This is a genomic window from Phycisphaeraceae bacterium (assembly GCA_019454185.1).
In the GTDB taxonomy this organism is placed as follows: domain Bacteria; phylum Planctomycetota; class Phycisphaerae; order Phycisphaerales; family UBA1924; genus JAHBWV01.
The window spans coordinates 2496773-2510050 of the sequence record CP075368.1; the positions used below are offsets into that span (position 1 = coordinate 2496773).

General features: G+C 63.2%; 11 protein-coding genes. 3 read left to right on the top strand and 8 right to left on the bottom strand.

Features of this window, described 5'->3' with window-relative positions; all coding sequences use genetic code 11:
- Positions 1–52 precede the first annotated feature (52 nt).
- Both KF838_10650 and KF838_10655 read right to left on the bottom strand, forming a co-directional pair.
- Positions 53–1450: a hypothetical protein gene (locus tag KF838_10650; GenBank protein ID QYK47237.1), complete on the bottom strand. Its 1398-nt coding sequence runs from the start codon at positions 1448–1450 to the stop codon at positions 53–55.
- Positions 1451–1725: 275 nt separating this feature from the next.
- On the bottom strand, positions 1726–2946 hold the full coding sequence (locus KF838_10655) for a hypothetical protein (GenBank protein QYK47238.1): 1221 nt from the start codon (positions 2944–2946) through the stop codon (positions 1726–1728).
- Between the two features lie 95 nt (positions 2947–3041).
- Between KF838_10655 and KF838_10660 the strand changes: the two genes are divergently transcribed.
- The gene (locus KF838_10660) at positions 3042–4013 is read left to right on the top strand and encodes a GDP-L-fucose synthase (protein ID QYK47239.1); all 972 of its coding nucleotides are present in this window, start codon (positions 3042–3044) and stop codon (positions 4011–4013) included.
- A 9-nt stretch (positions 4014–4022) separates the two neighbouring features.
- On the opposite strand, the gene KF838_10665 is transcribed toward KF838_10660, so the two are convergent.
- A complete protein-coding gene (locus KF838_10665) occupies positions 4023–4802 on the bottom strand; it encodes a hypothetical protein (protein QYK47240.1) in 780 nt (259 codons plus the stop codon).
- A gap of 272 nt (positions 4803–5074) precedes the next feature.
- Entirely contained in the window at positions 5075–5995 is a 921-nt protein-coding gene (locus tag KF838_10670) for a prepilin-type N-terminal cleavage/methylation domain-containing protein (GenBank protein QYK47241.1), read from the bottom strand.
- Positions 5996–6254: 259 nt separating this feature from the next.
- On the opposite strand from KF838_10670, the gene KF838_10675 reads away from it, so the two are divergent.
- Positions 6255–6794, top strand: a complete 540-nt coding sequence (locus KF838_10675) for a hypothetical protein (GenBank protein ID QYK47242.1) — start codon at positions 6255–6257, stop codon at positions 6792–6794.
- 27 nt (positions 6795–6821) lie between these two features.
- Here the strand turns inward: KF838_10675 and KF838_10680 are convergent, their stop codons facing one another.
- The 3 genes from KF838_10680 to KF838_10690 form a co-directional block, all read right to left on the bottom strand.
- Positions 6822–8243, bottom strand: a complete 1422-nt coding sequence (locus KF838_10680; protein ID QYK47243.1) for a hypothetical protein — start codon at positions 8241–8243, stop codon at positions 6822–6824.
- On the bottom strand, positions 8240–9826 hold the full coding sequence (locus tag KF838_10685) for a hypothetical protein (GenBank protein ID QYK47244.1): 1587 nt from the start codon (positions 9824–9826) through the stop codon (positions 8240–8242). The genes KF838_10680 and KF838_10685 overlap by 4 nt, the downstream gene beginning before the upstream one ends.
- Positions 9827–9945: 119 nt before the next feature.
- Positions 9946–11130 carry a hypothetical protein gene (locus KF838_10690; GenBank protein QYK47245.1) on the bottom strand — a complete coding sequence of 395 codons (1185 nt, stop codon included), beginning with the start codon at positions 11128–11130 and terminating at the stop codon, positions 9946–9948.
- Positions 11131–11453: 323 nt separating this feature from the next.
- Here KF838_10690 and KF838_10695 point away from each other — a divergent pair, with 323 nt between their 5' ends.
- Complete coding sequence (locus tag KF838_10695) at positions 11454–12197, top strand: hypothetical protein (protein QYK47246.1); 744 nt, start codon at positions 11454–11456, stop codon at positions 12195–12197.
- A 119-nt stretch (positions 12198–12316) separates the two neighbouring features.
- On the opposite strand, the gene KF838_10700 is transcribed toward KF838_10695, so the two are convergent.
- On the bottom strand, positions 12317–13141 hold the full coding sequence (locus KF838_10700) for a sulfotransferase domain-containing protein (protein ID QYK47247.1): 825 nt from the start codon (positions 13139–13141) through the stop codon (positions 12317–12319).
- Between the last annotated feature and the right edge of the window lie 137 nt (positions 13142–13278).

Consider the following 13278-nt stretch of genomic DNA (forward strand, 5'->3'; position numbering starts at 1 on the left):
TCAAAGGTCGTGAGAACCGCGACGACCGCTGCGTGATCCGAGGTGCCTGCGATCAGGGTCGCCAGTGCGGTACGCCGAGGTCTGCGGGATCGACGATACGCCAGAGCTGCCAGTTGTCTGCGGCGGCGGAGAAGTCCTGCAGGTCCTCGAAATCGACGTGGTCGTCTCCGTTGATGTCCCCCATGAGATACGTGGGGTGTGGGTCAGAGGTGAAGAGGTTCGCGCTCCAGGCCTCCAGAAATGCGGCCTTGTCTTTACCCCCGATACCGACTTCGATCCGACCGTCGCAATCGAAATCCGCGACAGCGGTGATGCGTCCGAAGTCGTAGATCCTTTGGATCGCTTCGATGGAACGCCCGTTGGGCATGGTGTAATCGAAGGTGTAGGCATCAGAATCATTGGGATTGCCGAAGGTCGAGGTTCCGTAGGTGAGGAAGCCCCAGAGAACCCAGCCGTTCTCATGGAACCTGCGGGCATCCGCGAAGTCCCAGAGCTTGCCCTGAGGGCTGTTCTGGGGCGCGGGGCCGCAACCCGCGGGCGTGCGCAGGTTGTTGAGCATGAGCCCGACCTCGGTCGTCAGAGGATCGAACGAGACGAAGGCGTCGTCGTATGAATAGCGAGAGCGTGCGAAGCGATAGGCAGCGACCCACGGACCCGCGGCGAGCGCGGTGGGATGAGGGACTTTGAGTTTGTCGGGGCCTGTCGCGCAATTGCCCGTGGTCGCCGGCACGGCCTCTCCGCCGAGGATGATCCGGGGCGTGCCTTCTCGAGTCAGGTAATCGGGGCTTTGCTGGAGCGTGATGTACATCGGCCAGTACGGGCTGCTGTTGTCGAACCAGTATTCCGCGATGCCCAGGTCCATCCACGGCTTGATGTTCTGGTAGTACGCGCAGACGTCTCCTGCGCGTGAGAAATCGGGGAGGTACGAATCCTTCATGCCGAGCGTGCAGGGATCGGTCACCTTGTATCCGGCGTAGATGCTCAGGTTGACAGGGTCACCAATGGCGGCTTTGGACTTGATCCACGTCCCGACATAGTCGCGGAATCCGTCGCGGCGCCAGCCGGCCATCGGCCAGTACTGAGAAGAATCGGCGAAGCCGGACGCCTCGCTGACATTCCCTGCGGGGAGTCGGAGTTGGATGCGCCGGAAGCCGAGATTGTACAGATCGTTCATTCGACGCAGGAGTTCATCGAATGCATCCGGCACACTGTTGTTCGCGATGCCGCCCTGGATGCCGTCGTCCTTCGGCGTGTTGCCTGCGTGCCACCATGTCGCCATCCCCTCGCTGTTGAACTCGTAGTTCCCGTTCGAGAGGGTGATGACCGCGACAGGCCGACGATCGGGTATAAACGTCCAGTCTGCGGGAATCGTGAACGGCCCGACTGCTACACGCAAACAGGGGAGCGGCGTGCAGAGTGCAGGAGCGAGTTCCTGCGCCTGGGCTGTCATGCTTGCAATGACCGCCGCGCTGATGATCGGGAGACAGCGCGATCCACCGAAGGAATGAACACAAGGCATCAATCGTCCCCTTCCGCGGCCGCGCGGGCTCAGCAAGCCCTGCGCAGATCGAGCAGGCATTATGCACAATGTCGGACGTGATGCGAGGAATCCCTGAGATAATCTGCGGATTGCGTATCGCTCCCTGGCACTCGCTCCTTCAACTGGCCGACAACTGGCGGCTACTGGTCTGATGATCGGCCAGAGGTGTGAGGTTGCGGCCACGTCTAGCCACCCGCGCCGAACTCGACCACCTGCATCCAGTGAAGCCCCTTGCGAGGGTTGATCACGCGATACGACGTAGCGCGGAGCCACGGCGCGAGGAACGCCTGATCGATATGCCAGAGCGGCGTGCTGAGCGGCCATGTCGCGGCGTAGCCGATCCCGGCTTGTCTGAACGCATCGCGAGTCTGCCAACCCGGGCCGTTGGTGAGCGTGTCGAGCGAGCGGCTGCCACGCGGGATGTTGAAGTCTCCAATGATGAGATCGGGATCCGGGAATCCCTGTATGGCCAGTGAGGTGTCCGCGCGATAGCCGTTGCTCGGTGAACGCGTCTGCGTCGAGTCCGACTCTGCCGACACCCTTCGAAAGACCGTGCCCTGCCAAGTGAGAAGCTGCCGGCGCGTGCTCTCCGCGACCATGCGTCGTGAGAGCCGGATGTCGGAGGGAAGGTCCAGAATCCAGACGATGAAGGGCTTCGGTGCGTCGTCAACAGTCAGGCCGATGTCGAGGGCGATCCACATCGCGCGGCCGGGATCGATGCGCACGTCTTCCGGCTGACCCTCTGAGCGAAGACGCACGCCCTTGAAGCCGAGCGAGGTGATCCCCCATGCGGCAATGGTGGGCGTTGAGACGACGACGAACGGACCCGCTTCGAGCAACTCAGCACCAGATCCGATGCGTGCGCGGAGCTCCTCGCGATCGAGGTCGTACCCCGCGTTCGCGAGCAGAGCCAGCGTCGGCTTGTGGACTCGCACAAGATCGACCGCGCGTTCGGAGGGCCAGTTCGCCAGATTCCAGTAGACGGCTGTGAAGCGATCGACATTCCCGACCGGCGCGGCTGTGCGCGTGCGACGTGCGCCGAGGTTGAGATCGTGCATCAGCAGCGTCCAGGCCATGCAGGCGACGCCGAGCCAGCCGGCGGCACGGACGAAGGCCGCGATCCTGCGCTTTCGTCGGCGCCTGTCCAACGCGTACGGCGTGAGCCGGTCGGCCCCCTCGTCCAGAAGCGAGACCGCGCTCGAGAGAACGAGCGTGACAAACGACGCGGGGAGCGCTAGGACCGTCGGGATCCACGCGAGATACTGGGTCCAGAGGTAGCGGTCGCTGACCGTCCGGCCGATAGCCCATGCAACGACAATGGAGCATGCCGCGAGGGCGATGAGGATGCTGAGCCGGGAGATCCAGTGCTGGATGGCGCGATCGAGCTTCAGGCCTATTCTCCTCACCTGACGAATCTGATCGACCGAAACCCTACCGATGGACGGGCTTTCAGTCGCGACACACGAGGCACGCAGCTCAACATCGGACCGGAGAGAGACACATGGTCAACTGGCAGAGCACCAAGGTTATCGTCACGGGAGGAGCCGGGTTTCTCGGGCGCCATGTGCTCGGACAGCTGAAGGCCAGGGGCGTTCCGGACCAGAACATCTTTGTGCCGCGTCGGAAGGACTTTGACCTGACGGAGCAGGCCGACTGCCAACGGCTGTACCGCGAGGCGTTCCGGGGCGCGAAGGCGGACATGGTGATCCACTTGGCTGCGGAGGTCGGCGGGATCGGGGCCAATCGGGCCAACCCGGGGCGGTACTTCTACGCCAACATGGCGATGGCACTGCATCTGATCGAGCAGGCGCGGCTGGATGGGTTGATCGAGCGGGGTGGGAAGTTCGTGCAGACGGGAACGATCTGCGCGTACCCGAACCTGACGCCGATCCCGTTCAAGGAAGAGAACCTGTGGAACGGGTATCCGGAGGTGACGAACGCGCCGTACGGCGTCGCGAAGAAGGCGGCGTGGCAGATGCTGGACGCGTACAAGCTGCAGTACGGGATGAAGTCGACGTTTGTCTTGCCGGTGAACCTGTACGGGCCTCACGACAACTTTGACCTGAACTCAAGCCACGTGATCCCCGCGCTCATCAGGAAGCAGGTCGAGGCGATCGACAGCAAGGCGGGGCATATCGACTGTTGGGGGACTGGATCGGCCTCGCGCGAGTTCTTGTATGTGGACGATGCCGCGAGCGGGATCGTGACGGCTGCGGAGAAGATGGACGACCCGACGCCGATCAACCTGGGGACGAACTTCGAGATCACGATCAAGAACCTGGTGGAGCTGATCGCGAAGCTGACGGGGTTCAAGGGTGAGCTGCGGTGGGACCCGACGAAGCCGGACGGCCAGCCGCGCAGGTGCCTGGATACCGAGCGAGCGTTCGCGTTGATGGGGTGGCGGGCCCAGATGCCGTTCGAGGAAGGGCTGAAGCGGACGATTGAGTGGTATAGGGGGAATCGGGCGACGTAACGATTCGAGTTACGGTTTCTGCCCACCCTCCAAGAGACCTTCGAAGACGAAGGGAACCTCAAGGTACTCAATCTCGGTGATGAGGCGAACACGCAGCATGACCGGAGGCCCGGCGCCCGCGAGCGGCTTGAACGTGTGCTGTACGCGAATGTAGTCGCCGGTCCAGTGGTCTGTCTGGGGCGGGAGTTGCGTCTTGTAGTCGAGCACGCGACCATGTTCGTCGAGTGTCTCGATCGCGTAAAGAAAGGGAGGCAGGTACGAGTCATTTCCGTTGGGTTTGGGCTCTCCCAATCCCTCCCGAGGCGGGCTGCCCTGCGGCTTCGGGGATGGCTCTGCCGCCGTAACAAGCGGATAGACCGTACGAATGTCGATCGAGTTGTGAAGCCACAGGCAAAGATCAGTCTTCAGATTCTGGTGCTTGTCCAGTTCCGCCTTGAACACAGCCAGATGAGCCTCTGGTGTCAGTTGGCGGTATTCGCCCGAGGCGGCGCCTTCGGCAAGCGGAACATCGAAAGACTCCATCCGTTTCGCCCGCGTCGCACCCATTCGAAGCCGGATCGTCGCCACCCGGCGGTTCGGGTCCGGATCGATCATGGCGTGCCCTCCCATAGATGCCACAGATCCGTTGGGGGCCTTTCGGTAGAGACCGGTTTCAAACTGCAGGCGCGTGCCCGGAGTATCGATCGTCATCTTCGATCGCGCCTTTGACCCCTCGATCAGCATCGATCTGCCGCTTTGATCCAGCACATCGTCGATCGCGATCGCGTCGTCGAATGTGAAGACTGACACCCGTTCCGTCTCCAACTCGCCGACTACGTGAAGTCTTCCCTCAAGCGACTGCTTTGTGAAATCGATGTTCCTCGATATTCCCAGCCGCACGATACGACCTGTCATCGGCCCCGCTTGCTGTTCCGGAAGCTTCGTCAAAGGCCATTCTTGAACAGCTACAGGCGGAGGAGCAGCACAGCCAGAAACCAGCAGCAGCACCCACACAGCAAGGTATTTCAGCATGGGTGTATTCGAGCCGAAGGCCCGGTATTTGTCAATCACGGACGCTGCGTTCACCCACCCGTCGGCAGGTCGGGCGGATCTTTGTCGCTCACGCGGCCGCTGAAGTACCGGTTGTCGGGAACCAGAGAGCCCTCGGCCTGATCCACGAATCGGCCGTCGCCGTGTGCCGCGTACCCGAGCTCTGTGAGATCGATCGTTCTCGCATGGGTGTCCAGAAACACAACATTGGTGCGGCGCATATGGCGTGGATCAACGGCGGAACGATGCGTCGAGGTCTTGTCGCTCCTGTCGGTCAGGCGGGGAGGATCGAGGTTGAAGCCCTCGTTCCCAACCGCGCGTTCTTCTCGTCCGTCGTTGTCATAGGCCATGCGCTCAACGGCGGCGTATCCCGCGGCGGTGCCGAGGCAGTCCGCAGCCATCACCGTTTGTGAGAAGTCCTGAATCAACGAGCGCGGCACCGGGAAGTTGTGGTAGCGTTCGGCGGTGACGCGCGAGTTGCCGAGGAACTGGTAGTTGTACCCGTAGGAACCGTTCCGCTCGTCCCGCCACTCAGGAGTAACCGGGCAGACGTAGACGGGGTTGTCGAAGTCCTGGCGCCCGTCCTCGGGAGAGGGATCGGCGAAGGCGTAGACACCGACATAGCCGCCGATTCGGGCGATCCATGTCGGCCGGAACTTCTGTCCGTTCCCGATGTCGTAGACATTCGCCGGATTGGCCGCACCGCCCGGGAGGTTCGGCGCGCGGCCCGGGACCATGACATCTCGGTTGTCATCAGCGTACATGCTCCAGCCGAGGGAGAGCTGGCGGAGATTCGAAAGGCAGAGGAGGGAGCGAGAGGTCTGGCGCGCGCTGCCGAGAGAGGGGATCAGAATCCCGATCAGGATCGCGAGGATCGCGATGACGACCAGGAGTTCGATGAGCGTAAAGCCCGCGCGGCTCGTTGCTGGTCGTGATGCGGCACTGCTTGCCATCGCGGCTGGATGCTCCGATCGTGGACGCTCGCAAAGCGGTACCTGGCACCTCGATGCCGGTTCAAGCGAGCGGACATAGATTCGGCGATTCTGGGGGTTGAGTTCCGGGCGAGGGCCGAATACAACCCGCTCGCACATGCCGATATCGGTGGTTGTGGCATTGAACGCGTGATCGGAGCTGCGAGAGGAAGTCCGAACCCGGGATTCGACGGGGCCGTAGGGTGCTTGCGTGGGCAGATCGATCGAAGACACTCCGGACGTGGATGTACCAGTCGCCGCGGCTCGCGCCAGCGATGTGATGGGCGACGCAGGGAGGGGACAATCCGACGGGGCTACAGACGCCGGACGGGCACGGATGCTCCGCGAGTTTCTCGCGTCGAACGATGCCGCGTGCCCGGTGTGCGGCTACAACCTGCGCGGGCTGTTGCATCAGGCGTGTCCGGAGTGCAACGCGCCGCTGTCGCTTGGTGTGACATCTGAGAACCTGAGCATCGGTCCCTGGGTGCTGGCGATCGTGTCGTTCGCGATGGCGGCTGGTTTCGACGGTGTGGTGGCCACGGTTCTCACAGTGGTGATGATCGCGAATCCGCCCCCGATCTGGCTGCCATACGCGGTGGTGGGCATGTTCATGACGCTCGCGATCGCGAGTCTGGCGTGCGTGCTGCGCATCGTGCGATTGCGTCGGAGGTGGGCGTTCCAGACACGCCGGATCCAATGGCGGTGGGCTCTGATGTGCCTCGGCGGAGTGTTCACGCTGCACGCCTGCATCGGGATCGCGTTCGCGCTGCTTGCCAACTGACACCCGGTGAGTACCGACCGAGTCGCATCAAGGGCTGGGATGCGAGGGGGGCGGCGGCTCGAGCAGGTGCAAGAGCCCGGCATCGTCTGCGCCCAGAGCGATCGCCTCTTTGGTCCAGGCGATGTGGCGGGCGTCGGCGAGGCCCGCGGCCCATGCCATGGAAGCAAGGGCGAGCCGCACCGAGCCGTCGGCGTCCGTCTTGATCATGCCCGTCGCGATGCTCGCGGCCTCGCTCTGGTTTCCATCGCGGAGTGCGGCGAGATGCACACGACAGACCTCAATGAGAAGGATCTGCCGGCGGAGTTCGATGAGCGTCCCCCACTCTTCTGCGGTGGCCTGCCCCTGCACACGCTGCCCCATCAGCCCGGGGAGCCGCGCGACACGGCTTCTCTGCTCCGCGCCGACCTTTCGCAGATCGGTGATGGGGATGGAAACGGAGATGAGTTCTAGCCCGCGTTTCTGGTGCATGGGGATCAGCGAGCCCTCGTCGGGATCATTGATCGAGTAGTCGATCTCCATCAAGGACTGCTCGACCTCGCCGACGACCTCGTCCATGATGTATCGATCGAGCTGATCCGGAAGATCGGCCCACGCATCGCGTGCGACAAGGTCGTCGCGCATCGCGACGAAACGGGCGCGGCTTCCCGCGCGTCTGGGCGTGAGTTTCGCCATCTCCGCAGCGATGATGGTGCGACGGAGCGGCATGAGCCAGGGGCGACCCACGTCCAGATTCTCCCAGAGCCATGTGTACGTGCCGGTCGCCTCGTGGAGTTCGTCTCGGGCGACCTGGGCGCGGGCCTCGACAAGCATGGAGAGAACACTCTGGCCCTCTGCGGGCCCGTCACAGATTGAGGCGTTCGCGTCCTCCAGACGAGAGAACCAGACGCGTGACGGTGCGGGCGGGGGCGGGTTCTTTGTCTCGTGCCACATGTGCCAGACCGGGTTGGTCGATGCGAGCTTCTCGAGCACGAAGTTTGCCTGAAACAGCACCTCCGTTGGCTTTGTGCTCAAGCGACCCTCATCGGGATCGGGCATCCGCATCCTGAGCGGCTTGAACTGCGGTATGACCGCCTCGGTCTCCCCGTCTCGCAGCACGATGACGATCAACTCCTCGCGTGAGCTTCTGCCGCGCGATCGCAGGCCGCTCTCGAAGATGCTGAAGAGTTCGGGATTCTCGCTCGCAGACACGCGGCTGAGCACGGCGTGCCACTGGATCCAGTGTCCGAGCGTTCGGTTGCCCCAGAGCCGCTCCTCCGCCTTCTTCAACGCACCGATTTCGGCATCGAGGTAGACGAGGTGCAGACGCTTCTGTTCGCGTGCGAGCTGGTCTGCATCGGCGAAGGAACCCTTGAAGAACGGATCGGGTATGGACGGCTGTGCGAGTGCTTGCGTACAAGCCGCGAGGAGAAGAACCGCGATGGAGCAGAAGATGGCGACGGATCGCATCATCGGTTTCCTGTCGGCACTGAGCCAGGGCCCCCGGTCGGCACCACGATAAACGCTCTTAGACCATGGTCGTCGGCTCCGAGTGCGACTGCCTCGTTCACCCATGTGACGTGGCGGGTGTCTGCGAGGCCCGCGGCCCACGCCATGGAAGCAAGGGCGAGCCGCGCCGTGCCGTCGGCATCGGCTTTGATGAGATCGTTGGCGATGCGCATCGCCTGTGCATCATCGCGTTTGCGAAGCAACGCGACGTGTATACGACAGGCCTCGGAGAGCAGAACGGCGCGCCGGAACTCGACGAGGGCATCCCATTCTTCGGCCGTGGCGCGCGGCGCCCGCTTCTGTCGTTCCAGCGCACGGATGGCGTCGAGTCGCTTCACATCGTCCGGGTTGACGCTCCAGACGTCGAGCCAGGGAGAGCGTTGTCCGAGCAGACGGAGGCCGGACTGCTCGGTGGTGGACGCAACGGACCCCTCATCCGGATCGTTGAGCGAGTAGTCAAGCTCTGTGATCAGGTCGAAGACATTGTCGTTGATCTCTCCGAGAATGATCCAGTCCCAGCGTTCGATGAAGTCCGCCCATGCGTAGCGCTCCCCGGCGTGAATGTGCATGCGCTCGAACCGAGATCGCGAGCCGGCCCGCGCCAGCCCAAGATCTCGCATCTCCGACGCCACGATGGTGCGGCGCAGCGGGGCGAGCCATGGCGAGGATCGTGTGCCCGACTCCCAGAGCCACGTGTAGATACCCGTCGCCAGACGCTGGTCACCCGTTCTCGCCTCTTCCCTGGCCTGTATCAGAGACGACCAGAGCCCCGGATCGCTGCCCGCAGGTGGCCACGCGTCCCCGTCCGGGTCCGAGACCTTGGAGAAAAGAGCCTGGTTCGGTGCGGGGGGCGGCGGGTTCAGTCGGTCGTGGTGTCCGACCCACACGGGTTCTCTGGCGCGAAGCCGATCAAGGTAGATGTCTAATTGCAGCAACAGTTCCATCGGCTTGATGTACGCGCCGTCTGACAGCGGCTCGAGAGGCGGCGAGAGTCCCTGGATCCCGCGGATCCAGTGATACCGGCCACGGAGCGGGTCGCGCATGTCCTGATCGTACTTGTCCGGCACGGTCGAGCGTCTGTCCCGCGGCGTGAGAGCGATGTTCATCAGCAGGTACGGTCGAGGGAACGCCTCTTCGTACTTCCCATCGCGGAAGACGATGAAGTATGGATCCCGGCGCATGTCGAACTGGCCGCTGACGTTCTTCGCCGGGCCCGCCGGGGTGCCGACCCGTGACTCCAGCGCGTCGAAGAATCCCGGGTCTTCTTCGTATCGCACCTGCGTGAGCACGGCGTGCCACTGGATCCACTGTTGGAGAGAGCGATTCATCAGCGTGTGGTTCTCGACTTTGTCGAATGCGTCCTCACCGGCGCGATCGGGACCGCGCATGAAGACCACAAGCAGGCGCCGCTTCTGACGCGCCTCCGCCGCGGCTTCCTCGAACGTTCCGGGGTGCCACGGGATCGTCGTCGGGATCTGCGCGACGGTGGCACACGTGATCTGCGTGACCACCAAGAAACAGAGCCAAGCCCGTGCGATCGTGCTCATCCGGCATCCTCCGATGATCCCGCCCATTCGTGCGAGGATACCAGCGGTTGCCGGGAACGCGAATGCCGAAAGTCCTGATCAGATGAATGAGAGCTCTCTCCGGGGAACTTACCCCATGGTCAGAGGGACTCTCGGGGCGGGTTCTCGACCGGGGGATCGAAGACCATGGTGATCTGCGAGCCGTACACGGGAAAGTCAACGCGGCAGCGATAGCCGCGGAGGGCGGCTCCGTCGTACCCGAGGCGGGTACATGCGTGCCTGAGGAGCTCGATGTAGGCCGGCGCGTCGGACGATCGGAACCGCGAGACGCCGGCCCCGAGGGGCTCGATCGTCTCGGCCATGTCGAGGATGTCCGCATCGCGCGCAGGATCGTTGACGTTGGCGACACCCTCGAAAGCCGTGTCGTACAGGCGGAGCCACGGGCGCGACGTATCAAGAGACTCATGGATCAGCACGTCGAACTGCATCGCCTTCGCCGGCATCGACGCTTCGGCGAAGAAGTATCGCTTTCGACCCGAGCCCGCCGGAACGGCGCGTGGCAACTCGGCTCGATTCACCTCTGCGAAAAACAGATCCGCCGCGGTCGACGGCCCGAAGCCGTCATCGCAGAGCGCGTAATGAACGGCGTTGCCGGCCCGTGTCGCAGTCATCCGCGGCAGGGGCTCAGAACAGAATGCCGGAAGCAGCAGGCCCTCGGCGTTCTCGACAGCGATGCTGTCGAGCGAGACGGGGAGGCGCGCATCGGGCCCGCCGCTCAGTTTGCGGGTCGAGAGCTTGACCGGCGCGTTCGGCCTCACGCGATGCACGCCGACGAGCCCGTTGAGCCAAACGACATCCATGCGTGCGGCGTCATGGCTCGGCCACAGGATCACCGTCGCGACAATGGCCTCGCTCTGGACACCCTTCAACTGGCTCATGGCCTTGAACGCGGCCTGCTTGCGGCGAAGCTCGAACTCGCGGCGTGCCTCGGGGACCCACGCCGACACGATCGCGTCGAGGGTGCTGCGATCGCCTGCGCCCTGGCGGATCAGATGCTCGAACGCATCGATCGCGCGGTGGGCATCGGAGATGATCGATGCCCCGACGCCCTGGGCCTCCGCCGCCCTGACGAGCCGCCTCAGCGGCTCGGGACCGGGCATCCGGTGGGTCGCGGTGATCGGGTCGCGGCTGCGCGTGGCCTTGAGCACACGACTAGCGAGAACCTTGTCGAGCCCGAGCTGATCCGCAAGTGCCTGTGGCCCGGGCTTCCCCCGGGGTACGGACTCGATCACGCGCCCGATCGAAGCGAGGATGTCCTTTCCCACCAAAGTGATACGAGCTTCGAGCGCCTGTGGCTCGGGCTCATGTTCTTGGGCATTGATAGGATTTTGATTGGACATTATTTGGATAATCTGATCACATTGCTGGTCAGAAGGCCTTCCAGCACCCAGTATCACAGCGAACCGAGCAGAAAGCAACGTCTTTCAAAAGTTTCTGGGAAACTTCCTTGAAAACTGCAACACTTGGTGTACTTTCTCGGAAGGACGTACAAAACCGCGCTCTCGAAGGGCGCGGCCACGCGGATCGGATGGGATTCCGATCGCACACACATATCGCGGAAGACCACATTCCTGAAGGAGTTACGCGCATGAATCTGAGATTGATGGCGACGTTGGCGGCGGTTGGGACGTTCCCGGCTTTGGCACTTGCCGGACCTGTCCTGCACACCGAGAACTTCGAGGGTGCGGATTACCAAGGGTGGCTTGTCAACGGGAACGACATGATCTTCTCCGGCCTCGAGACCGGCCGCTACATGGGCATCCCCTTCGACACGTTCTGGGGCGCACACCTCTCGAACACCGACGCATCGAATCCGCTGATCGGCGACGTCTCGCGGCACGGCGGCGCGCTGCGTGTGCAGGTCGATGTCCGTACCTTCGCGCTCCGCAACTTCTTCGGGAACCGAATCTCTCCCTCGTACTTCCCGCTCGTGCTCCAGCTCACCGACATTGGCGATCCGAATGACTTCGAGGATGATGTGAGTGTCTACCTCATCGGCGGCAGTCTGCCGACCGAGGGCGCCGGGTGGCAGACCAGGACGTTCACGATCCCCGATCCGACTTCCGCGTTCCTGCCCCCGGGGTGGGCCGGCACGGGGTATGAGGATTCCGAGACCGGCGAGCTTCGCCTGCCGGACGGGCGCACCTATGCCGATGTTCTCGCGTCGGTTGACGATGTGCGCATCACGACCTTCGTGCCCGGGTACTTCTACGGGTTCAACTTCTGGGAGGTCGGATTCGACAACATCCGGATCGACCGAGTGCCCGCGCCCGGATCACTCGCTGTCCTTGGCGCTGCGGGCCTGCTCGGCGCACGTCGCCGTCGCGTGTGAGCCACTGGACTGAGAAACCACACACTGCCTCCCAAAGTGCAAGGGACCGTGCCGATCACTCGACACGGTCCCTTGTTTCTTGCTTTGCAACGCGTCGTGCACAGTGCCGTCACGAGAGCTCAGCTCGCGTTCGAGCGCTGCCGACGCAGATCGGCGCGTGGTTCATACCCGAACTTGTTGAGGAGCCAACTGAATCGCTCCTCGGCGAGCTCATCGAGCCCGGGAGCGATCTCGTCCAGCGACCTGCCGAGCGTCGCGGCGTTCATGAAGAGCCGACCCGTGCGAACGCTGGATGCGCCGCCCGCGAAGACGGTGGAAGAGACGCCGGAGACCTTCTCCTGGCACTCGAGAGAGCGCAGGCGGTCGAAGGAAGAGGCATCGACCGCGGCACTGACGCGCTCGGGATCCGGCGTGTGGCCGAGAAACTCAAGCATGGATGCGAGCTCTTGCCCGGCATCAAGGCGGAGGTCTTCGTATCGGACGACATGAACTCGGAGTGTCGGATGAGAGCACCAGGAGCCGGCGTGTTCCAGCAGAGAGCCGAAGCCGAACTGGAGGTACAACGGATCACCCCCGAGCCGGATGAAGTTTCGCATGTAGCCCTCCGGGCTGATGCGCTCCGCGACCTCAGAGGTTGAGATGAGCCGCGTGTAATTGAGCGCAGACCAGATCACATCGCACGGATGACGGACGATGTAGATGGCGCCGACGGTGCGATCCCTGTACGGCATCGTGGAAGTGAGCCGGTGGTGCGTCTTGGCGAGCATCATGTCGCCGATACGCTCGCCCTCGAACGTGGTCGCTCGAACGTGTACATCCGGTATTGATGCGTCGATGTCCGCGCTGGTGGAGATCTGACCGAAGAAGTACTGGTGGAGGAGAAATCTGACCCAGGTATTTCCCGATTTCGGGTATGACGCGATCCACGTGATCGGTGAGCTCATCTCGGCCATCCTTTCCGACTACCGCGCACGGCACAGCACCTTGCGTCGCCGCAGTAGAGCCCCACGAGATGAAAAACGAGACAGGCCGGGGTGAATCCCCCAGACCTCTGATTGACCCCTTGTTCGCCCATGCCCCC

Excerpts from the sequence above, each read along its gene's own strand:
- KF838_10650 (QYK47237.1), bottom strand. The coding sequence starts at position 1,450 with ATGACAGCCCAGGCGCAGGAACTCGCTCCTGCACTCTGCACGCCGCTC.
- KF838_10660 (QYK47239.1), top strand. The coding sequence starts at position 3,042 with ATGGTCAACTGGCAGAGCACCAAGGTTATCGTCACGGGAGGAGCCGGG.
- KF838_10670 (QYK47241.1), bottom strand. The coding sequence starts at position 5,995 with ATGGCAAGCAGTGCCGCATCACGACCAGCAACGAGCCGCGCGGGCTTT.
- KF838_10680 (QYK47243.1), bottom strand. The coding sequence starts at position 8,243 with ATGATGCGATCCGTCGCCATCTTCTGCTCCATCGCGGTTCTTCTCCTC.
- KF838_10685 (QYK47244.1), bottom strand. The coding sequence starts at position 9,826 with ATGAGCACGATCGCACGGGCTTGGCTCTGTTTCTTGGTGGTCACGCAG.
- KF838_10695 (QYK47246.1), top strand. The coding sequence starts at position 11,454 with ATGAATCTGAGATTGATGGCGACGTTGGCGGCGGTTGGGACGTTCCCG.
- KF838_10700 (QYK47247.1), bottom strand. The coding sequence starts at position 13,141 with ATGAGCTCACCGATCACGTGGATCGCGTCATACCCGAAATCGGGAAAT.